The sequence below is a fragment of the Kibdelosporangium persicum genome, assembly GCF_013280595.1.
Taxonomy (GTDB): Bacteria; Actinomycetota; Actinomycetes; order Mycobacteriales; family Pseudonocardiaceae; genus Kibdelosporangium; species Kibdelosporangium persicum.
This window is the reverse complement of record NZ_JAAATY010000027.1, coordinates 91,740-113,677: the sequence shown is the minus strand read 5'-3', so window position 1 is coordinate 113,677 and position 21,938 is coordinate 91,740. Positions and strand designations below refer to the sequence as shown.

11 protein-coding genes are annotated in these 21,938 nt (G+C 68.3%); 5 read left to right on the top strand and 6 right to left on the bottom strand.

What is annotated here, in order from left to right; genetic code table 11:
* The first annotated feature begins 15 nt into the window (after positions 1 to 15).
* The 3 genes from GC106_RS35550 to GC106_RS35540 are packed head-to-tail and all read left to right on the top strand — an operon-like array spanning position 16 to position 2,561.
* Positions 16 to 939, top strand: coding sequence for a choice-of-anchor M domain-containing protein (locus GC106_RS35550; RefSeq protein ID WP_217281385.1), 924 nt, complete (start codon positions 16 to 18; stop codon positions 937 to 939).
* Positions 936 to 1,679, top strand: coding sequence for an anchored repeat-type ABC transporter ATP-binding subunit (locus GC106_RS35545; protein WP_173139660.1), 744 nt, complete (start codon positions 936 to 938; stop codon positions 1,677 to 1,679). The genes GC106_RS35550 and GC106_RS35545 overlap by 4 nt, the downstream gene beginning before the upstream one ends.
* A 3-nt stretch (positions 1,680 to 1,682) precedes the next feature.
* Complete coding sequence (locus GC106_RS35540; RefSeq protein ID WP_173139658.1) at positions 1,683 to 2,561, top strand: anchored repeat-type ABC transporter permease subunit; 879 nt, start codon at positions 1,683 to 1,685, stop codon at positions 2,559 to 2,561.
* Between the two features lie 15 nt (positions 2,562 to 2,576).
* Here the strand turns inward: GC106_RS35540 and GC106_RS35535 are convergent, their stop codons facing one another.
* From GC106_RS35535 to GC106_RS35525, 3 genes are all read right to left on the bottom strand, one after another.
* The gene (locus GC106_RS35535; protein ID WP_173139657.1) at positions 2,577 to 4,241 is read right to left on the bottom strand and encodes a choice-of-anchor M domain-containing protein; all 1,665 of its coding nucleotides are present in this window, start codon (positions 4,239 to 4,241) and stop codon (positions 2,577 to 2,579) included.
* Entirely contained in the window at positions 4,238 to 5,701 is a 1,464-nt protein-coding gene (locus tag GC106_RS35530) for a choice-of-anchor M domain-containing protein (RefSeq protein WP_173139655.1), read from the bottom strand. Before GC106_RS35530 ends, GC106_RS35535 begins: the two co-directional genes overlap by 4 nt.
* A gap of 168 nt (positions 5,702 to 5,869) precedes the next feature.
* Positions 5,870 to 6,601: a TetR/AcrR family transcriptional regulator gene (locus GC106_RS35525; RefSeq protein ID WP_217281384.1), complete on the bottom strand. Its 732-nt coding sequence runs from the start codon at positions 6,599 to 6,601 to the stop codon at positions 5,870 to 5,872.
* Positions 6,602 to 6,683: 82 nt separating this feature from the next.
* On the opposite strand from GC106_RS35525, the gene GC106_RS35520 reads away from it, so the two are divergent.
* A complete protein-coding gene (locus GC106_RS35520; protein WP_217281383.1) occupies positions 6,684 to 8,438 on the top strand; it encodes an ABC transporter ATP-binding protein in 1,755 nt (584 codons plus the stop codon).
* Positions 8,438 to 10,204, top strand: a complete 1,767-nt coding sequence (locus GC106_RS35515; protein WP_173139651.1) for an ABC transporter ATP-binding protein — start codon at positions 8,438 to 8,440, stop codon at positions 10,202 to 10,204. Before GC106_RS35520 ends, GC106_RS35515 begins: the two co-directional genes overlap by 1 nt.
* 188 nt (positions 10,205 to 10,392) lie before the next feature.
* Here GC106_RS35515 and GC106_RS35510 read toward each other — a convergent pair whose 3' ends face one another.
* The 3 genes from GC106_RS35510 to GC106_RS49520 form a co-directional block, all read right to left on the bottom strand.
* Positions 10,393 to 10,827: a helix-turn-helix domain-containing protein gene (locus GC106_RS35510; protein WP_173139649.1), complete on the bottom strand. Its 435-nt coding sequence runs from the start codon at positions 10,825 to 10,827 to the stop codon at positions 10,393 to 10,395.
* A gap of 128 nt (positions 10,828 to 10,955) precedes the next feature.
* Entirely contained in the window at positions 10,956 to 15,788 is a 4,833-nt protein-coding gene (locus GC106_RS35505; protein ID WP_173139647.1) for a LamG-like jellyroll fold domain-containing protein, read from the bottom strand.
* A 28-nt stretch (positions 15,789 to 15,816) separates the two neighbouring features.
* The gene (locus GC106_RS49520) at positions 15,817 to 21,852 is read right to left on the bottom strand and encodes an RHS repeat domain-containing protein (RefSeq protein ID WP_173139645.1); all 6,036 of its coding nucleotides are present in this window, start codon (positions 21,850 to 21,852) and stop codon (positions 15,817 to 15,819) included.
* Positions 21,853 to 21,938 lie beyond the last annotated feature (86 nt).

The window sequence follows — 21,938 nt, the reverse complement described above, 5'->3', positions numbered from 1 at the left end:
GGGAAAGAGAGCCCGATGAGACCGTTCCGCCCCATGCTGCTGCTCGGCGCCGCCACGGCCATGTTGCTGGCGCCCGCCGCCGCGACGGCACAGCCCGGTTCGCCGCCGAGTGGCAGCCCGAGCCAGCGGATCGACAGTGGCCAGGCGGTCACGACCGACCAGAAGGCACTGACGACCGGCCACGTCGACATCGGCCCGAAGATGGTCGACGGCAAGTGGACGTTGATGGTCCACGACGACAGCACTGATCCGTCGGTGTGGCGGCACCTCGACCGGACCGTGTTCCGGATCTCCGACAAAGCAGTGCTCCCGGTGCCGGACAACCCCGCCTACTCCTTCATCGGCGCGCCGGGCAAAAGCGTCCACGTGGTGCCGCAGGTGCAGAACCCCGATGTCGTCTGGGTGGGCTGGAACACCCAGGACCCTGAGGTGATGGACACCATCGACGGTGGCGTCACCCTCACTCTGACCGGTGTCGACGGCCCGGGTGAGCTGTTCGTCTACCTGCAGGCGGGCAACTTCGGTGCCGCCGACGTGCTATGGGACTCCACAAAGGACACTCGGCAGGACATCTGGGTGGAGGTGAACACCCACACCCACGCCAACTGGGTCTTCACCGAGCCGGGCGTCTACCTCGTCCGGGCCGAGGTGAAGGCCGAACTCGTCGACGGCCGCACGGTCACCGACACCCAGACGCTGCGCTTCGCCATCGGCGACGCCACCAGCACCGACGCCGCGTTGGCCGCCGCTGCCGCGGCACCGCCCGCTCCGAGCGCCCAGGCGGCCGCGGAAACCCCGCCCGCGGAAGGAACAGGTTCCGGCTCGCCGCTCCTCGTCGCGGTGATCGGTGCGGCGGCACTGGCCCTGGCAGCCGGGATCGTCGTCGTGGTCATGCGCGGCCGATCGGCCAAGAAGCGCGCCCTGGGGACCGAGAAGTGAGCGCGCTGGAAGTCGAGAACCTGTCGGTCGAACTGGGCGGCCGGCTGGTGCTCACCGGCGTGAACCTCAGCGTGGACAAGGGTGAACTGGTCGGGCTGGTCGGCCCGAACGGCGCAGGCAAGACCACGCTGCTGCGGACGTTGATGGGTCTGCTGCGACCGCGTGACGGCCGGGTGCTCGTGGGCGACCAGCCGGTGCGGCCGGGCCGGGCGGAGCTCGGTTACGTGCCACAACGCCACGAATTCGCCTGGGACTTCCCCATTTCCGTGGAGAACGTCGTGATGACCGGCCGCACCGGCAAACTCGGCCTGGTGCGCCGCCCGGGCGTCGCGGACTGGGAAGCGGTGGCCGAGGCGCTCGACCTGGTCCGCATGACAGACCTGCGTACCCGCCCGGTCGGCCAGCTGTCCGGCGGCCAGCGCCAGCGGGTGCTGGTCGCACGGGCCCTGGCGCTGCGGCCTCCGGTGCTGCTGCTGGACGAGCCGTTCACCGGGCTCGACATGCCCACCCAAGAACTGCTGTCCGAGTTGTTCCTGTCCCTGGCCAGAGAAGCGCGGGCGGTCCTGATGACCACCCACGACCTGCCCGGCGCGTTCTACACCTGCGACCGGCTCGCCCTGCTCAACCGCAGAGTCGTCGCCGTCGGCGCTCCGGACCAGCTGCGCGACGAGCAGATCTGGATGGACACGTTCGGCATCCACGAGCACAGCCCTCTGCTGAAGATCCTGAAAGCGACCTGAACCGTGTCCGTCGTCGACTTCCTCACCGACCTGTTCAACCCCGAGCTGGCTTTCCTGCCCAAAGCACTGCTCATCGCCGTCATGTCGTCGATCGTGTGCGGCGTGGTCGGTTGCTACGTGGTGTTGCGCGGCATGGCCTTCATCGGCGACGCCGTCGCCCACGCCGTGTTCCCCGGGCTGGCCGTCGCGTTCGTCGTGTCCGGCAACCTGATCCTCGGCGGCACGCTCGCCGGTGTGGCGACCGCGATCCTCGTGGCCGTGTTCGCCCAGAACCGGCGCCTGCGGGAGGACTCCATCATCGGCGTCTTCTTCGTCGCCGCGTTCGCGCTCGGCATCGTGATCATCTCGCAGGCACCCGGCTACGCCGGGTCGCTGCAGCAGTTCCTCTTCGGTTCCATCACCGGGATTCCCGACGAGGACCTCTACGTCGTCGGCGGCACCGGCGTGCTCATCCTGGGTATCGCGTTCCTGCTGCACAAGGAGTTCCTCGCGATCACCCTCGACCGGGAGATGGCCAGGGCGATGGGACTGCGGGTGTTCTGGCTCGACATCGTGCTGTACGTGCTCGTCACCCTCGCCGTGGTCATCTCCGTGCAGACCATCGGCAACATCCTCGTGCTCGCGCTGCTGATCACGCCCGCCGCGACCGCCCGGCTGCTGACCGACCGGCTCGGCGTGATGATGGCCCTCGCCCCGGTCCTCGGCGGGATCTCCGCGCTCGTCGGGCTCTACATCTCCTGGTCATGGGACCTGCCCGTCGGTGGGACGATCGTGCTTGTCCTGACCGCCGTGTTCCTCGCCGCGTGGGTGTTCAGCCCCCGGCACGGGTTGCTCGCCAGGCGTCTGCGCCGAGTGGCCGACGCCCCGGTCAGTGCGCACTGACCGGGGCTCCCCGGCTCACGGTGATTTCTTTGTCCGGCGGCGGAACAGGATCAGCAAGGCCACGCCGCCGATGAGCAGCAGGGCACCCAGGGGAATCAGCAGACCGAGACCGCCCACGCCGGTGTAGGCCAACGGCTTGGTGCTGCCCTGCGGGGCGGGTGTCTCACCAGGATTCTTCGGTGCGGGCCCCGGCTGAGTGGTGGAGGTGTCAGTCGTACCGCCACCACCGGCGCATCGACCGCCCAACGCGGCCGACGCGTCGACGTCTCCGACAGCGAAGGTGTAGGTGTCGGTGTCGGTCTGTGTCTCGCCAGAGGCGAGGGTGGCGGTCACGGTGAAGGTCAGCCGGTAGACACCTTCCGCGGTGAACGCCCAGTTCGCGTGGGCGTGCGTGCCGAGAGCGATCGAACGGGTGTCGGGCAGCCCGTCAGCGGCGTTGAACACCGCTGTGGGGCTCAGGCCGGTGAGGAAGACGGCGACGTTGCCCGGACCGTCCACTGTGGTCAGTCGCCAGGTCACGTCTCCCTGGACCGTGGCGGCGCTGAGTTCCTCGGTGTTCCACCCGGCCCAGACGATGCCCGGGATCTGGGTCTGCGGGATCATCCACACCGGACTGCCCGCCGTGCCAAGGAAGGCGTAGGCCGGATCGTTCGGGATCGTGTTCTTCGACTTCGGCACCGCGTGCAACACCACCGTGTCGGGTTCCCGCCACACCACCTTGTCCGGACCGGCCGTGCCGTCCTTGACCTGAGTGGTGAGCCGGCCGGCCAGCACGCGGGGTGCGATCGCGTCGACGTGTCCGTCGTGGAGCACCACGCATCCATCGGCCGGCCGGCTCGTCGTGGTGGTGGAATTGCCGCCACTCGTCGTGCTCGTGGTGGTGGTCCTCGTCGTGGACGTCGTCGATGTCGTCGTGCTTGTAGTGGTGGTCGGGGTGGTCGTGGTCGTTGGTGGTTGAGCACCCGTACCGGGTTCGACCGTCGACGGGTCGACGTCACCGATGGCGAACGTGTAGGTCTCGGTGTCCGCCAACGGTTGGCCGTCGGCCGCGGTGGCGGTGACCGTGAAGGTCAGCCGGTAGACGCCTTCGGCGTCGAACGTCCAGTTGGCGTGGGCGTGGGTGCCGAGAACGAGGCCATAGGACTGCGGCAGTGCCAGATGGGTGTCGAACACCCTGGGCAGCGGTTCGCCGAAACTGCCGCCCTGGAAGATCGTCATGGCACCGGGCGGAGCGGAGTCGCGCTTGTCGCCGCTGATCGCGTCCAGCGTCCAGCGCACCGACCCCGGGTCCACCTGGGACGCGGTGAGCGACTCGGTGTTCCAGCCGGCCCACACGATGCCCTGGATCTCGTCCTGCGGGATGATCCACAGATCGTCACCGGGGTCGCCGAGGAAGGCGTAGTTCGGGTCGTCGGGCACCTGAATCCGTGATTCGGGCTTGACGTGGGTGACCACCGTCCCCGGCTCACGCCACACCGGGGATTCCGGCTGGCTGCCGTCCTTGTACTGAAGTTGCAGCCGGCCGTCGACGATGCGTGGGGCGACGGCGTCGACGTGGCCGTGGTCGACGACCGCGGTGTCCTGCGCCGCCACCGTGGGAAGCGTGACCGCGAAGGGCAGGACGAGGCCCGCGGCCAGCAGCCCGAGCACGGCGGCGGTCCGTGGCTTGAGGTTTCTCATCGATTCTCCGACTTCCGACGCTTGCGGCCAAGAACCAGCGCCGCGCCACCGAGACCGAGCAGCGCGACACCTCCGGCCGTCATCGGCAGCACGCCGTTGACGCCGGTGTGGGCCAGACGCTGATCACGGCTCCCGCCACCAGCACTTCCCCCACCGGCACCGGAGGCGCCGCCACCGTTCCCACCCCCGCCGTTCCCGCTCCCACCGGGACTGACGTTGTTCGGGTCCACGTCGCCGACGGCGAAGGTGTAGACCTCTGTGTCGGTGACCGTCTGGCCGCCGGTGAGCTTGACGGTGGTGTCGAAGGTGAGCCGGTAGACGCCTTGCTTGGCGAAGCCCCAGTTGGCATGCGCGTGCGTGCCCAGCGCGATCGAATGACTGTCGGGCAGGCCGTCGACGCTGTTGAAGACCGCCGTGCTGGCACCGAACGAGCCCGTGGTGAAGATGCCGAACGGACCCGGACCGTCCACTTTGGTCAGACGCCAGGTGACGGGACCGGCGACCTGGTCGGCGCGCAGTTCCTCAGTGGACCAGCCCGTCCACAGGATTCCGGCCTGTTGCTGCTGGGGCAGCAGGAAGATCTCGTCACCCGGCTTGCCGAGGAAGGCCAGCGCGGAGTCGCCCGGCAGCTTCGCCTTGGCTGTCGGCTTGACGTGGAACACCACGTCACGGGGTTCACGCCAGTGCACCCGGCCGCCGGTCTGCCCGACCGTGACGCCGTCCTTGACCTGGATCTGCACCCTGCCGTCCAGCAGCCGGGGAGCCACCGCGTCCACGTGCCCCTCGGCGAGCACGACCTTTCCCGGGGTGACCGGCGGCGGCTGGGCCGCGGCCAGCGGCGCGGGCAGCGCCTTGGCCTCCGGAGCCGAAGCCACCCGTGGCTGGCTTGCCGAATCCGGTTGCACCGCTGGCGGCGTACTCGGCGGTGAACTGGACGGCGGGGCATCGGCTTGAGGCGCCCGCACCTCGACGGTGTAACGCTCCTCAGTGGTCACCGGCTCACCGGTGAGCAAGTTCGCCTCCACAGCGAAGGTCACGGTGTAGCGGCCGGGTAAGGGAAACGTCCATGTTGTCGTGCCGTTTTCACCAACCGGCAACCGTAGCGGGTCCGCGCGGAACTCGGCAGGCCCTTCCGCGGCGCGCAACCGCAGGCTGACCGAGTCGCCGAAAACCCGGCCCGGTTCGATGCCGCCGGTGTCCCACCCGATCTCGACACCCGCACCGCTCACGTCCGTGGTGTAGACCAGCGACTCGGGATCGCGCGGCGTCCCGTTCCCATCCTCGGCGCCCAATCGCATCGTTTCCCCGGCCAGCGAGATCGCCGCGACGTCAACCCGCCCCGCGTCGAGAGAGTGCTCAGGCCGGACCGGCGCGGTGTCGTCGGCCGTCGCGACTGGCGCCGCGGTGACGATCCCGGCCGCCACCGCGACCGCCGCGGCCGTCCGTGTTGGGTTGGTCAAGAACAAGGTTTTCCCCTCATCACGCGAAACGGCGGCCGTCGACCCTCGATCGGCTGAGCCGGACTCGATCCGAGGCAACCTTAATCCTGATGGTTATCATTTCCAATAGCGGCCGTCACATTCAGTGATACGCATGAATGCACGCGGTTACCTCACGCGGAGGACCGCTCAGCCGATGGTCTGCGCGAGCCCGGCGATAGTGGTGTCCACGACGAAGCGGTAGTACGCCTCACGCTGACGCTCGGCACCCGCAGCGTCCTGCGCGAACGGCGAGATCAGCGACTGGGTCAGCAGAGTGACGCCGGGACTGTCCGCGCCGACCTGACGGAACTCGCGCATCATCGCGGCGTGATCACGTGGGCCGTCGCCCTCGTGCTCCATGCGCTCGTCGCCGATCGCGATCGTCATCAGGGCGTTGTTGAACAACGCCGCGTAGGCGAAGGCGGTGGATTCCCCGAACCCGCCCCGCCGCAGCGTCTCGATCCCGGCGTCGATCACCGGGATCACGGCCGGGAACACCGGCCCGTGCATGAGCAGCCACTTCGCGGTCCCCGGGTACCTCACGAGCGGCGGGCGCACCGAGTACAGCAGCTCGCGGAACCAGTCCTGCCACGGCAGATCCGGCGACGGCGGGGTGAGGTCCGCGAGGGCCCGTTCCACGACGTGCCTGCAGAGCAGATCCTTGCCACCGACGTGGTGGTAGATGGCGGCAGGCGCCACGGCGAGCGCGCGCGCCAGATCGCGGATCGACCAGCCGAACAGGTGACCCTCCCCGGTGAGCCGCTGCGCTGTCGACACGACCTGATCGGGAGTCAGCCCGACGTGAAAGGGAGCACCAGGCGTCGAGGACATCGCGGCCGATCCTTCCACAGCGCCGGACAGCCCGTCGCCTTCAGTCACTTACCCCTGCCATTAGAACACTGTTCAATGTATGGTGACGACAACCATTGTCAATAACAAGGCAGGCGGAGGGTGGCCTGGTATGGCACACGCTGACGACGCGCTGTTCGGCAGCGTGCGGGGGCGCATCAGGGTGATCGCGGCGTTGAGCCTGCTCGGCGCGGTGACCGCGGTAGTGCCGTTCATCGCGATCGTCGAGCTGGCCAGGACGTTATGGCCCGCGCTGGACGGAGGCGTGGTCGACACCGCGCGGGCGTGGACGATCGTCGTGGTGGCGGTCGCCGCGCTGGTCGTGAGTTTCGCCGCGGCGGCCACATCGGGCGTGGTCAGCCACCTCGCGGACGCCGACATGCAACTGGACGTGCGCAGGCGCATCGTCCGGCAACTGCGGGCGCTGCCGCTGGGCTGGTTCGGTGCCCGGTCGTCCGGCGCGGTGAAGAAGGCGGCGGAGAACGACGTCTCCGCGCTGCACCACCTCGTCGCGCACGCGATCCAGGAGGTGATCACCGCGGTCGCCATGCCGGCGCTGGCGCTGGCCTACCTGTTCACGGTGGAGTGGCGGATGGCGCTGGCGTGCCTGCTGCCACTGGTGCTCACCGTCGTGCTGTATTCGGTCATGATGCGCGGCGGGCAGGAGAAGTACGCCGAGTACGACGCCTCGGTGGTGCGCCTCAACGCGGCGACGATCGAGTACGTGCACGGCATCGCCGTGGTCAAGAGCTTCGGGCAGGCCGGCCGCGGGCATCGCCGGTACCGGGAGGAGACCAGCGGCTTCGTCCGCTTCTATGACGGCTGGATGCGGGAGACCTCGGTCGCGGCGGCCCTGATCGAGTTGGTCACCTCACCCGTGATCGTGCTGGTCTACCTGTGCGCGGTGGGCGCGTGGCTCACCGGCGCGGGGGCGGTCGCGCCGGTGGACGTGCTGCCCGCCCTCCTGCTCGGCGTGGGGCTGACCGGACCGGTGCTGCAACTGGGCTTCACCTCGCAGTTCCTGCGCAACGCCTCGCGGGCCCGCGCATCACTGCTCGAGTTCTTCCGCCAGCCCGCCATGCCGCAGCCGGCGGACCCGGTCGAGCCCGCGGCCTCGGACGTCGCGCTGGCCGACGTGTCGTTCAGCTATGACGGAAACCGTGCGGCCCTCAGCGAGATCACGGCGGCATGCGCCCCCGGCACAGTGACCGCGCTGGTCGGCCCGTCCGGCTCCGGCAAGTCCACCCTCGCCCGGCTGGTCCCCCGCTTCCACGACGTCACCGGGGGCGCGGTGCGGCTCGGCGGCGCCGACGTGCGGGACATCGCCGCCGACCGGCTCTACGCCGAGATCGGGTTCGTCTTCCAGGACGCCCACCTGTTACGCACCACCGTCCGGGACAACATCCGCCTCACCCGGCCCGGCGCGGACGACGACGCCGTGACCCGCGCCGCCCGGGCCGCGCAGATCCACGACCGGATTCTGCGGCTCCCCCGCGGCTACGACTCGGTGATCGGCCAGGACGCGCACCTGTCCGGTGGTGAGGCGCAGCGGCTCACGATCGCCAGGGCACTGCTGACCGACGCGCCGATCCTGGTGCTGGACGAGGCCACCGCTTTCGCCGACCCGGACTCCGAAGCCGCGATCCAGACCGCGCTGTCGGCACTGGCGGCCGACCGGCTGCTGCTGGTGATCGCGCACCGGCTGCACACCATCACCGGCGCCGGCCAGATCCTTGTGCTCGCCGAGGGACGGATCGCCGAACGCGGCACCCACGCCGAACTGGCGGCCGCGGGCGGGCTCTACCAGTCGATGTGGGAGCGCTACGAGAAAGCCCGCGCCGCGACGACCCCGGGAGTGGTTTCCTGATGATCCGCAAGCTTCTCGCACTGGCGAACGACCAGGGACGCCGCAGGCTGCGCATGCTGATCGCCACGATCGTGGTCACGGCGGTCCTTCAGGGCTGCGCCTTCGTCGCGCTGGTGCCGTTCCTGACGGCACTGTTCACCGGTGACACCGGGCACGCGGGCACCTGGCTCGCCGTACTGGCCGTCATCGCCGTGCTGTACGCGATCGTGTTCTGGCTCGGCAGCAAGGTGGGGCAGGCCGCGGCAACGGACGTGCTCACCTCGCTGCTGGACCGGCTGGGCGACCGGCTCATCCAGCTCCCGCTCGGCTGGTTCGCCACCGACCGGTCCGGCGAGCTCGCCGACACCGCCACCCGTGGGATCGTGTTCGCGTCCACGGCGCCCTACTCGATCCTGCGCCCGATGCTCACCGCCTACCTCACCCCGGCGACCGTGCTCGTCGGCGCCGTGTTCATCGACTGGCGCATCGCGGTCACGATGACAGTGGCCGCCCCGGTCATCTGGCTGGTCCACCGGTGGTTGGCCGGCCGGATCGCGGTCGCCGACCGCGCGCACTCGGCGGCGGTCGCTGAGGCGTCCGCACGGCTCATCGAGTTCGCCCGCGCTCAGCCCGCACTGCGCGCCGCCCTCGACGACGAGCACAACTCCATCGCACGCCGCCTTGTCGACGACGCGTTGGCGACGCAACACAGCGCGAACCGGAAGGTGACCGTGACCGGCGGCGCCGGGATCGGCATGTTCGGCGGCGTCGTGCAGCTGACCGTCACCGCCGTGATCGTCGTCGGCACCTGGCTGGCCCTCGACGGAGCGCTGGCCGTCGCCAACCTGGTGGCGCTGCTGGTACTCGCGGTCCGGTTCACCGAGCCGGTCATCCATTCCGGTGCTCTCGGCGGCGGCATTGGCATGGCAAGCAACACCCTCGACCGCATCCAGGCCCTGCTGCACGAGCCCATGCTGCCCGAACCCGCCGTTCCCCGCGAGCCGGACGGCTGGGACGTCCGGTTCAGCGACGTGACGTTCGGCTACAACAGCGACCAGAGCCACGAACCAGTGCTGCGCGACCTCTCCTTCACCGCTCCCGCAGGGGCCATGACCGCGATCGTCGGGCCGTCCGGGTCGGGCAAGACCACGATCGTCCGGTTGATGGCCCGGTTCCACGATCCGGAGCACGGCACCGTGTCCATCGGCGGCGTCCCACTGCCCGAGCTGGGCAGCACCCGCGTCGCGGCAGCCGTGTCCCCTGTGTTCCAAGACGTCTATCTCTTCGACGGCACCATCCTCGACAACATCTGGCTCGGCGATCCGGCAGCCGACCGCGCCGCGGTCGTGCGCGCGGGTGAGCTGGCACGGGTCGACGAGATCTGTGAACGTCTCCCCGACGGCTGGGACACCCGCGTCGGCGAGGGCGGCACCAACCTCTCCGGCGGAGAACGCCAGCGCGTGTCCATCGCCCGAGCCTTGCTGAAGGACGCGCCGGTCGTACTGCTGGACGAGGCGACCACGGCCCTGGACATCGACAACGAAACCGCGATCCAGGAGGCCCTTGCCGTGATCCGGCGCGACCGCACCCTTGTGGTCGTCGCCCATCGCCTGCACACCATCTCCTCAGCCGACCACATCGTCATGCTCGACGGCCGCGGAGGCATCGCCGAGCAGGGCAGCCACGACGAACTGCTCGCCCACGGCCACGACTACGCCCGTTACTGGCACGAGCGAGTGCACGCCGCCGGCTGGCGCCTCACCGACTCCCCCGCCTCGACCGCATAACCCCGGTTCAGCGCACGACCTGATCAACACCGGCTATCCTCACCGTCCAAAGTAGACCAACATTGGCGGCGATTCGTGACCGCCACGTCCGCCAGTGAGATGAACTTCGGTCGTGCTGCACGGGTTGTGGACGCCGGGGTTGCCCGCCGGACACTCGACGGGCAACCCCGGTCGGGAGACGGAAGTCGTTACGGTTTCACCCGTTCCGCGGCATCACGGCCCAGCGCCAGAATCAGGCTGGCAGCCGCGATCACAGCGATGACACCGAGCAATGCCAGCACCACGGGCCACCGGCCGGTCAGTGCCGAGGACTCGGCAGTGACCCGCTCCGGGGCGGCCTGGACGTCGGCCACAGGCCGGACTTCGACCGTGGCCGGCTCCTCCTCCGGCACCGGCTCTCCCATCGCGAGCCGTTTGCGTGCCAGGACCCAGGCGGCCACGGTCTCCGGGCCGAACCCGCAGGCGCGCACCAGCGCTACGACGAACTCCTCCTTCGGCAAGGCGGTACGGTTCAGCACGGAAGCCAAGGTGCTCGGCGGCAGGACATCACCGGCGGCATTGGCCTTCCCGGACAGCTGTCGGTAGGACAATCCCGACCACAGCCGGACCTGTCTCAGCGCCATGACAAATTCGGCAACAGTCGTGACTCCGCCAGGTTGCGGCGGACACCCGTCGTTGTCAGTCATCTCGACCTCCCCAGCCCTGATCACACCCATGCTGAGGAGAGCCTTGGATGGCGTCGCCAGTTCCGCTATGCCCCGAACCGGAATATCTGTCCGGCAGCCGCCGCGTCACAGGCGAGTTGCTGCACCGGCGCCCACTCCAGCGTGGAGTTCGACGGGATGCCCAGGCACAGCTCGCTGTGCACCGGCCGGATCCGGAACCCGCGTGCCGGCACGTTCACCGGCACCAGCCGGAACAGCTGGCCCTTGCCATCGCCGCAGGCGTCGAGGTACGCGTTCGCGCCGATTCCCGCGCCACCGCCGACGATGCCCAGGCAGCCCGGGCCGCGCACCGGATGTTGTGCGGTGATCCGGTACTGGCCGTCGGCGACCTTCTCCAGCGCCAGCGGTGGAGTCTGGTTCGCGCACAGGCCCTGGACTATCCGTCCCTCCTCCACACGGAGCCGTTCGGTGAGGCACAGGTCCGAATGCACCGCGCGGATCTGGTACGGGCCGGGTACGGGCTGGTCCGGCACCGGAGGAGTCTGGCGCGGGTCGAACAGGAACACCTGGCCGGCGGACGCCGGATCACAGGTCAGTTGGTGGATTTGCGCCGAGTTCGCCGGACTGCCGAGACACAGCTCGCTGTGCACCGGCCGAATCCGGAACCCGCGCACCGGCGTGAGCACCGGTTCGAGCCGGAACAACTGCCCCCGGCCGGCCGCGCAGAAGTCGCTGTACACCGGTTGTCCGGCAACGGTCGAGCCGCCGACGATGCCCAGGCATCCAGGCCCGTGCACGGGGTGTTGCGGCGCGATCCGGTAGGTGTCGTCCCCGGCCACATCCAAGGTCATCGGCGGATACTGGATGCCGCAATCGACTTGGTGGATGTACCCGTCGTCAGCACCCGCGCGTTCCGACAGGCACAGGTTGGACTGCGCCGACCGGATCACGATCCCGCCCGGCACCGGCCCGGACGGCAGCGACGGAATCCCGCTGAGGGCCTGGATCTCCTCGGCGGACGCGGCGTGGTCCAGAATCCGTACCTCGTCGACGGCGCCCGGCCAGAAGTCCGACGACCACGTGTCCCATTTGCCGCGCCCCACCATCAGGGCGCGTCTCGCCTGCCACGTACTTCGATGCGCCAACGTGCCGGCAAGCTGGCCATCGACGTACAGCCGCATCGTCGCGGCCGCGGCGTCGTAGACACCAGCCAGGTGGGTCCAGACCCCGGTCCTGGCGGTCACGGTCGAGTCCAGGCGCGCGACCTGGCTCACGTGATCGGTGATCCTGGCGTCGATCTTGGGCATCAAGAACGTCCACCGGGTCTTGTCCTTGCTGAACCGCAACTGGAAACCGCTGTTGTACTCGCCGTCCTGGCTGACCGCGACACGGCTGTTGTCACCGGCGTAGTCGTCCAGCCGGACCCAGGCGGCCGCCGTGAACCCGGTGTCGGTGCGTGCCACCGGCTGGGACGCGAAGGCATGCCCTCCGTTGCCGTCCAACCGCAGGCCGTTGCCGGTTCTGCCGGTCGTCCTCGATGCGCCTGGCCACAGTTCGAGAGTGTGGCCGTTGTTCGTGGCATCCGCCGCGTGCGGGCCGGATTCCTCGTCGAACTTCCAGGTCGCCCCGGGTCCGAACGACGGCCCGTTCATCAGCCGGCGGATCTCCGACTCCGGCACCGCCCGGTCGAGGACCTGGACGTCGTCGACGACTCCCGGCCAGAACCCCCCGGGTACACCGTCGTACCTGGCCCGGCCGACGAGCAAGGCGCCTTCCACGTTCCGCGCGACCTGGAACGGCACCGCGGCGGCGGGCGAACCGTTGACATAGAGCCGGAGCTGGCGGGCCTCCGCGTCGTACACGCCGGTCAGATGGGTCCAGGCCTCGATCTGGGCCACCGGCCCGCTGTGGGCCACGCCTGCCGCGCCGTCGGCTCCGCCGTACGTCACGAACTCCCATCCCCGGGGATAATGGCTGTAGGTGAGCCGGAAGGCACTGCTGACGGGACCGTCCTGGCTCACGGCTGTGACGTAGTCCCCGCCCCTGTCGAGCCGGACCCACGCGGCCACCGAGAAACTGTTGTCGGTCCGGACCACCGGGCCTGCCGAGTAGGCGTGTCCCTTGACGCCGTCGAGACGCACCCCGTTGCCGTCGCGGCCTTGCGCGAAGGTGGCGCCATCGGCCAGCGCCATCGTGTGACTGCCGCCCGCGGAGTCCGTGGCCAGCCGGCCCGTTGCCTCGTCCAGCGACCAGCGTCCGCCGGGCCGGAAGCAGTCGCAGTCCATCAACTCCCGGATCTCCCGGATCGTCGTCGTCCGGGAATAGATCCTGACGTCGTCCAGATCTCCGGGCCAGTGCTGGGAAGCCGTGCCGTTCGCCATGCCGCGGCCGATCTGCGACCCGCCGGAAGCACTCCAGGTGCCGCGGTGTGCTGTCGTGCCCGCGAGCCGGCCGTTGACGTAGATCCGCAGTTGACCTGAAGCACCGTCGTATACGCCGGTCAGGTGAGTCCACACGCCCGGTTGTGCCATCGTGTCGGTCGTCGCGGCGGCTGACGAGGCATCGTCGGTATCGGAAGCGGCCATCGCGAACATCCAGCGGCCTTGCTCGTACCGCAGGTCGAAACCGCTCCGCCGCATACCGTCCTGGCTCACCGCAGAGAACCGTCCGTCGGTGCGGTCCAACCGGACCCAGGCCATCGCGGTGAAGCTGTCCTGGGTGTCGACCACCGGTCCCGCCGTGCCGAAACTCCCGTCCGCGGCGAAGCGGACGGCGCCGTTGCGCTCCCCTGTCCACGTCACGTTCCCGGTCGTGGTGGCGTCGTTGCCGTGCCAGGACTCGTCGAGCGCGAAGTCTCCCCCGCCGTCGCTGAACGGCCAGTAGCCGCACGGATCAGGCAGTGAGTTGACCAGGAAGTCATAGCGGCGGATCGGGCCTCTGTTGCCCGCCCGGTCCACGCTCTGGACCGCGAGCTGGTTCCGTGACTCCCGGACCGGCGTTATGTCCACTGTGGCGGAACCGCCGAGCGTCGCGGGCTCGACTCTGACCGAAGGATCGGTGTTCAGGCCGTACAGGAAGGCGGCGACGTCCGGGACACCGTTGGCGGTGAAGGTGAACCTGCCGGGCTGGTCGACCTGGCCGCCGAAGCCGTTCTCCGGATAGGTCACGGACGACACATCCGGCGCCTTTCCGGGAGCAACCGTGTCCACTGTGAACTGACACCTTGATGTGTACGCGCTGAAGTCGATGCTGTCCTCGCCGCGTACCTCCCAGGAATACGTGCTGCCATCGGCCAGTTGACCACCGGGGACAGGAACGCTGATCGTCCCCGGCACCCGGTAGATGCTGTTACTGCTGCCGACGAGCCCACCGCTGGAGTCCCACCACTGGAACGTGCCGCGCACCTCCTGCCCCACAGCACTGTCGGCGTCACTGAACCGGGCGGCCAGCTGCGGTGTGGTCGTCCTGACATAGGCGGGTGTGCCCGAACACTCCCTGCCTTCGACGGTCAGCCCCGTGGGCACATCGGGAACGGTGTTGTACTCCACTTCGAACACCGGGCCGGTCATGTGGTGCTCGGGAACCGGTTCGGACAGGAAGGCCTTCGCACCCCACGACCGGCCGTCCTCCGGAGCGAACAGTCCGATGGTGACATGTGCCCAGCGCGCGGCCGCCGCTTCCCGGACCAGCGACGTGACGTCCATGTCCATGTTGCCCTGCGGGCAACTGGTGGTCGCCCCGATGGTCACCTCCGCCACCTTCTTGACATGTGCCGGGGGATTGCGCCACGTGGTGCCCGGCCCGATCGTGCCGACGTGCCAGAGCTGCACCGGCTCGGAGTAGCAGCCCTGCCGCCACCAGATGAACGCCCGGAACGTGGCCTTGCGGATGTTCTTGCCGCCCATCGGTTCGGTGTTCATCTCGAAGTACGACCGATACCGCCGGTACAGGTCGCTTTCCATGTCACGGCCGACCCGCGCGAGGATCTTCTGGTCGTAGAACGCTTTGTCCGGCATGCTCTCCGACACGCGTGCCCAATGCAGCTTGGTCACGCTGAAATACGGGTCGATGTACACCGGAAAGCGGGTGTCCGGGCCCGCGAGCAGGCCCGTGTCCGGCGTCAGGCGCAAGCTGTCGGCGGTGACGTTCACAGCCATCTGACGGACCTGATCATGCCCGGCCGGGCCGTCCAGCCTGTCATGGCCAGGCGCGTTCGCCGTGGAATCCCACATGTAAGCGCGTGGGCTCGTGACCACAGGGCGGCCCTGTGCGTCCACAGCGGCGAGCGATCCATCGTTCTCGGCACGGACCGTCAGGCCGTTCGTCCCGAGTCCGAACTGGACCTGGGCGAGCGCGGGATTTCGGGCGGCCTGTGGCGTCTTGACCACCAGGACTTCGGAGAACCCCAGCGAGGTGGCCCGAACCACGAGGTCCACTTCGGGCAGCACGTCCCGATAGGTCGCCGTGTCCTTGTCGAGCACAGGCACGGGAAGCGGTGCGGGCCAGCTCAAAGCCATGCCGTGCCCACCATGGCCGATCCTGGCCAACGGCGCGGTCGCACCGCCTGGGGAAAACGCCAGATCGGCCACGGCAGCCCGCGGGGCGACAGCACCGTCCGGCCGGAACACCAAGGTGGGGTCCACGGGCACCCAGCCATCGCCCCGGCGGACACGGATCGGGCGGTGATGCGACTCCGCCGTCACCGTGCCGCTCGGGTTGGCCAGCACCCGAACGGTTTCGGTGCCCATCATGGACACCTCGACCGGCCTGCCGGTGCGCTTGGCCTCGGCCAAGGCCGTCCGTTCGGTGTGCGGGCCAAGCGGTGCCGGTGGGGCCGACATGGGCACTGCCAGGCCGCTCACCACGACCATGATCGCCAGAACGATCGTGGTCAGCCTGCTGTCGTGTCGCTTGCCCATGCCGGACCCACCATGCCCTCTCGGAGTGTCAGTACTTGCTCGACTTGGCCAGGACGTGCTTCGGCACCTTGCGCTTCGGCTTTGTCTTCTTCTTGGGCTTCGGCGGCTTGGACTTCTTGACGGTCTTCTTTTTGGCGACGGTCTTCTTCTTGGTGACGGGCTTCTTCGCGGCGCCCTTCTTCTGGGCCTGCAGGGCCCGCCAGTCGGTGTACGTCATGCCCTTCGGCGGCTTGTCCGACTTCGCCGTCGGTTTCTTGCCGCCCTTCCTGCGCTTGTCATCCTTGCTATTCTTGTGAGCCTTGGCGCCGATCAGTCCCAGTTCGACGTTGCGGAGCTTCTGCTCCTTGCCCTTGATCTGACCTTCTTTGCGGTTCTTGGTCTCCTTGGCCTTGTTGGTTTTCTTCTTGGCGTTGCCCTTGTTCGCGCTCTTGCCGTTGGAGCCGTTCTTGGCGGCGCGTGCGGCCCTGGTGCCCTTCTCCGTGTCGAAGGCCTTCTTCACGCCCTTACCGGCCTTCCACAGTTTCAGACCGGCGCCCGCGACTCCGACACCGACCAGCTCAAGCGCCGCGTCTCCCCACTTTCCCTTCTTCGCGTATCCGTAGGCGTCGACGGCGCTCATCACACCCGCGCCGACCATGCAGGCGGGCACCAGGAACATGGAACACACCGAGACACCGATCTTGGCCGCTTTCCATGCCTTGCTTCCCGGGCCGAGGTTCTTCTTCACCCAGTCCCAGATCAGTCCATCCGGGTCGCTGAAGGTGGCCGGGGCGTTGTTGCTGTACGCATAGCCGTGCATCTGCTGGGGATCGTCGTGGTCGATGATCGGGTCCACCGACAGGAAGCGGCCGGTCTGCGGGTCGTACTCCCGTGCGCCCAGATGAACCAGACCGATCGACAGGTCGATCGTGCCGCCGACGAATCCCTTCTCTCCCGGCCAGTTCCCGGGCTGGGCGCCGCGCGGACCACCGAACGGAAGGGAACGGCGCTCGTCGACTGCCAGACCCGCCGCGTCGATGGCGGCCTCGGCCGTGCCCTGGTGATCGGACGTCAACCAGTCCAGCGACTCGGTTCCGGCCGACACTGTCCGCACGGCCACAACGTCGTCGTTGTGCTCGTAGTACCTGGTGGCCGAGACCACAGTGCCGTTCTGGTCGGCTTTGACCTCCGTGTCGTCGAGGTACAGCGTGGTGCCGGTCGGGTCACGCCGCAACAACCGGTCCCCGTCCGGGTCGTACAGGAACGAAGTGACCTTGCTTCCCTCGGTCACTGTGGACAGATGTCCCTCGGCGTCCCAGCTCAGGTTCTGCTGCGTTCCGTTGAGCTTCCGAGAGGTCGTGTTGCCATCGGAGTCGTAGCCGAACTCGTCCGCTCGCGGTCCGCCGGGCCCGGTCGTGGACACCGACTTCAGCGTGTGCGGTTGTGGCGCACCGGCTGCCGGATAGGTGTAGGTACGGACCGTGTCGCCGTTCGCGGCGTGCTGGGTTTCGCTGGTGCGATTGCCCACCACGTCATAGGTGTACGAGTGCCAGTACGGCGCGGGACCACCCAGCACTGCCAGACTCGGCCCGGCCGCACAACCATCCGTAGCCGCCCAGGCCTCGGTCATGCGCCGCAGGTAGTCCGTGCGGAAACACTGGGTGTCCTCGACGCCGCCCACCGGCCGGTTGGCGATCTTCGTGACGTTGCCCGCCGGGTCGTAGTCCAGGTTCACGTCCGCGACCGCGGACTGAGTCGCGGTCTGCCGGTCGACGGCTGTCCTGGTCAGCCGTCGCGTCGCCCTGTCGTACGAGAACGTCTGGTAGATCTGCTTGCCGCTGACACCGAACGTGTACTGCTGTGGCTCCCCGAGCTGCGTGTAGCTGGACGCACCGACGTACTGCGTGAGACCGGTCATCCGCGTCGTCTGACCGAGCCCGTCGAAGGTGTATCTCAGTGTCTCCGCACGCAACCCGCCCACCGCGGGCAGAACGGCCGACTCGACCTGATCGGCCACGTTGTACCGGGACTCGGTGACATACCGGCCGGCGAGTCCTTTCTCCACGGCGGGAATGGTGATCGCGTTTCCGGTCGGCCGTCCGGCGTCGTCATAACCAAGGACGTCGCTGCGGTACGCCTCGCTGCCCACCCAGCGAATGGATGCCGCTGGCATGCCCTTTCCGTTGGGCAGCGTGTCGAACGTCCACTCAGCCAGCTTCGTGGTGCCCTCGTGCACCGCTGTCCGCCGGTCAAGGGCGTCATAGGTGAACGTGAGCCTCTTACCACGAGAGTCTGTTGCGGACAGTTCACGGTCGGCGTCGTCATAGGTGAACGTCGCCGTGCCCTTGTCCGGGTCGTCCACACGGATCTGCCTGCCACGCAGGTCGTAGTGGTGGCGCCAGACGTTACCGGCGGGATCGGTCACCGACTCGATGTGGCCGTCGCGGGTGTAGGTGTACTTCGTCGAGTCGTAGGCGCCGGTCGGCGTGTCCGCCTTGTGTTGACGCAACTCGACGACTCGATCATGCGCGTCGTAGATGGTGGTGGTGGCCGTGTCACCGGCCGGCGGGTCCTCCGCGACCCAGTTGCCGCCGTAAGTGGTTGTCGTGCGCCACTTCTCGTGACCGTCGGAGAACAGGATCTCCGCGGTTTCCCGGCCGGCGCCGTCGTACTCGAACACCGTCTGTCCTGGCACGTCCGCGTCACGCACCGCCAACAATGTCGTTCCCGGAGCGTCGCTGTTCCAGTACGCCTGGTTGGTCTTGGCGACGCGACCGTGCGAGTCGTGGATCGTGTCAGTCACGGTCCGGCCGCCGCCGGGCGCGGGCTCCTGGACCTGACGCTCCCTGAGGAAGCCGTCGTACAACGTGTGGCTGCTCAGGTAGGAACCGTTGCCCAGCAGTTTCCGCGTGATCAGCGCGGATGGGGCGTCCCGCCGGATCAGGTATTCGAACTGGCTGTTGGCGCTGGCGCCCGCGGCCTTGCTCCGGCCGGGTTCCCAGATCGCCGTCACCCTGCCCAGCGGGTCACGAGCGAGGTCGGTACGTCTGCCGTTGGCGTCGACGACAGCGACAGTCTCGCCGTTGGTCGGGTCGAGGTGGGTGATCGTGGTGTGACCCAACGGGTTGGTCGACGTCACCTGGGTGACTGGCCCGCCGGTCGCCGGGGTGTAGCTGGTGGTGGTCTTCCGGCCGAGCGAGTCCTCTTCGACGATCTCGCGTCCGTGTTCGTCGAACGTGTTGCGCTCGCTGGTCACGAACACCTGGCCGTTCGCGTCCGAGGAGGCGAGTTCCTCGGAGTGCGTCAGGTTCCCCACGGTGGGCGTCGCACCGAGCGTCGTGGCCCCGTCGTAGTAGAAACGCTGCTGGGCCAGAATGTCTTCGGGCTTGGCCGAGGTGTCGCAGTTCACCCCGACCTCCTGCACGTCGGAAGGCAGGTCCAGCAACCACTTGGTGAGGTTGCGGGCGTACGTGAACCGGATGCACGTGTCGTCGGCCGGGGTCGAGAGATCCCCGAGGTCGTCCACGTACTTGTGCTGACCGTACTCGTCGAAGCCGTGCCGCTCCTCGGTTTCCAGCGCACCGCCGCCTGCCAGCGCGACCCGTTCCCGGACACGTTTCACCTCGGTCACATACGACCGCAGCGGTCCGGACTCCCGGATGCGCGTCGCCGTCGGCCCGGTCGCCTCCACTTCGTGCAGAGTCGCCGAGATCTCCGCGCCGGTCACACCGTCGTACGTGACTGTCTCGAGTGCGAAGCCCTTGAACGGTTCGGAGTCCTCGACCGGCCCCAACCGGGAACTGACCATGACGTGGCGACGGTTGACACCGTCGGCCATCAGGTCTTCGTCCATCCCCCGCAGGAACAAGTGATCCGTGCGTGTCTGTTCGCCGGAGTTCGGATCACCGGTGCGGACCTGGACTTTCTGGAAACCGCGGTACTGGCCGTAGGTCTTGAACCGGGCAGGCGTCATCTCCGCGTCGTCACGGTGCCACGCCGCGCCGTCGAGGTAGTCGTACTGGGTCACCTCGGGTGGGTTTCCGCCGACCAGGTCGGTCTCCTTGACCTGGGTGACGACGAACTTGTTGAAGTAGTCCAGCCTCGGCTGAAGTTCTCCCTCGGGTGTCCAGTACGCCGGGTAGCACTTCTTGGTGTTGGTGTCCGGTGTGGGCAGTGCGTCGGCGGTGCATTCCTTCTCGGTGTAGGAGACCTCGATCAGGCCACCGGTCTCCGTGGCGACCCGGGACAGCCGCCACTTCGCCAACGGCTCCCTGTGGTCGTCCGAGTCGACGCGGTTGTGTCGCTGCACGCCGTCGAAGTTGATCTCGGGCATGGCGGCGGTGCCGCCGACGTGTCCGGTGTGGACGATCGACTCCAGCCACAGCGTCGCGCTGGTCCCGTCGCCGGTGTCCGGGAAGGTGTGCGTGAACGTCCACGAGTCCACATCACGGAAGCCGGCGCCGTCACGGACCTGTGCGGTGACCTTGGCCAGTCGCTTGGTGCCCCAGAAGGTCGGCGAGTGCTTGCCCGTACACGGGGCCGCGGAACACGCCTGATCCCACGGCACATCAGGCCAACTCGCCGGTTGGTCCGGAGCACAGGGGGCGCCGGGGATGCAGCGGTCGGCCGCAGTCAGCACGACCTTCGCGATCGGCGCGGTCAGCGATCCGTTGACCTCACGCTGCCCGTAGTCGATGTGATCCAAGTAGCTGGCCCGCGTGTACGGAGTCGCGGTCGTGCTGTTGTTCCGGCCGTAGTTGTTGCTCTCCTTGTTGTAGAAGAACGACATCGCATCGGAGTCGGCGTTCACGACGTATTCGAGGTTCCACCGGTAGGCCTGCTGACACCACGACGAGTCAAACGTGGCACCACGACACGGCTCGTTCACGTGATTGCCGTACACCGGCATCGTCGACGCCGAATTAGTCTGCGTATTGCCAGGAAGCTGGTTGCGACCGAACACGTAGCGAGTGCCGTCAGGCGACGTCAGCTGCCAGTACTCCCCGTCATTGTCACCGTTCGGGGCACCGGTCAGCAACTCGACCCGCCAGCCATCGTCTTCCTCGGCCCGCCACTTGCCCGGTACGGCGTCATCCTGAACGAGCTCGCCCGCCAAGCCAGGCAAGGAAACGTGCACACTCTGCACAAGCTTCCCGTTGAACGTGGCCCAGCACTGATCGCCGACCTTGTCGGTGTTGCTGCCGCCCGCGATGTCCTCGGCACACGGCTTGAACGACCGCTCGATGAACCCGGGGTGGTAGTCAAAACCTTCGCCCACCCACGACGCCTGGTTGTTCGTCGACGCCGTCCGGCCATCCACCGCACCTGAGACGTAGTTCAGGTCGACCTCCGGCGAAAGTCCCGGCACCGGCGGCGTGTCCATGGGGTACGACCAGGTGAAATCGCCCGACTGCAACCCGACCGACCACGTCGACGACGGCGCGAGCGACGTGGCCGTGAAGGTCCCGGCGCTGCCCGACGGCGCCGCCGCGATCGCGAACGTGGAACCGGCCTGCTCGATCTGGACGTCGGCGTTGATCCGGCCTGTCTTGAGGTTGTTCCTGGCCTGCACCGGCGTTGGCGCACATCCAGGGCAGTCGGCGAGCCGCACCAGCCGCAGGCGCGAGTCATAGTCGCCGCCGAAGGCATTCCGGAACCCGGAGTAGTCCACGTCGACGGCGACCGTTCCGGCGGATCGAACGCCATCCGTGCGCTTCACGGTGAACAGCACACCGGTCACACCGGCCTTGGAAGCGGCCTGGCGGTCCAGCACCTCGACGCGCACCGCCGACGGAGCTTTGCCGGCGTCCTTCGCAGGGGCCGAAACCCGGACCGGAAGATCACCGGCACGACTCGCGGTCGCCGCATCCGACAGCGCCACGTCCGCCGCTCCCGGTGCCGGCCACGCCGCGGTAGGCGCCGACCGGATCGCGCGTTCGGCTGCCGGATCGGCTGGGCGCGGCGCGAGTGCCACGGCCTCGCCTGGAACGGAACGCTCGCGCTGGAGAGCCGGTGGCCCGGCGAGCGCGGCAACAGCCGGGACCGGCGTCACGCCTGACGCCACCATGGCCGCGAGGACGCCCACCGCGAGAGTTCTGTGCCAGGGTCTGCTGCTTTGTCTTACGTGCCAAGCACTCAAGGTGTTCCTCCACAGTGGTGCATACGGCTCGA

Coding starts and splice junctions, on each gene's coding strand:
- GC106_RS35550 (WP_217281385.1), top strand. CDS start 16: ATGAGACCGTTCCGCCCCATGCTGCTGCTCGGCGCCGCCACGGCCATG.
- GC106_RS35535 (WP_173139657.1), bottom strand. CDS start 4,241: ATGAGAAACCTCAAGCCACGGACCGCCGCCGTGCTCGGGCTGCTGGCC.
- GC106_RS35520 (WP_217281383.1), top strand. CDS start 6,684: ATGGCACACGCTGACGACGCGCTGTTCGGCAGCGTGCGGGGGCGCATC.
- GC106_RS35515 (WP_173139651.1), top strand. CDS start 8,438: ATGATCCGCAAGCTTCTCGCACTGGCGAACGACCAGGGACGCCGCAGG.
- GC106_RS35510 (WP_173139649.1), bottom strand. CDS start 10,827: ATGGCGCTGAGACAGGTCCGGCTGTGGTCGGGATTGTCCTACCGACAG.
- GC106_RS35505 (WP_173139647.1), bottom strand. CDS start 15,788: ATGGGCAAGCGACACGACAGCAGGCTGACCACGATCGTTCTGGCGATC.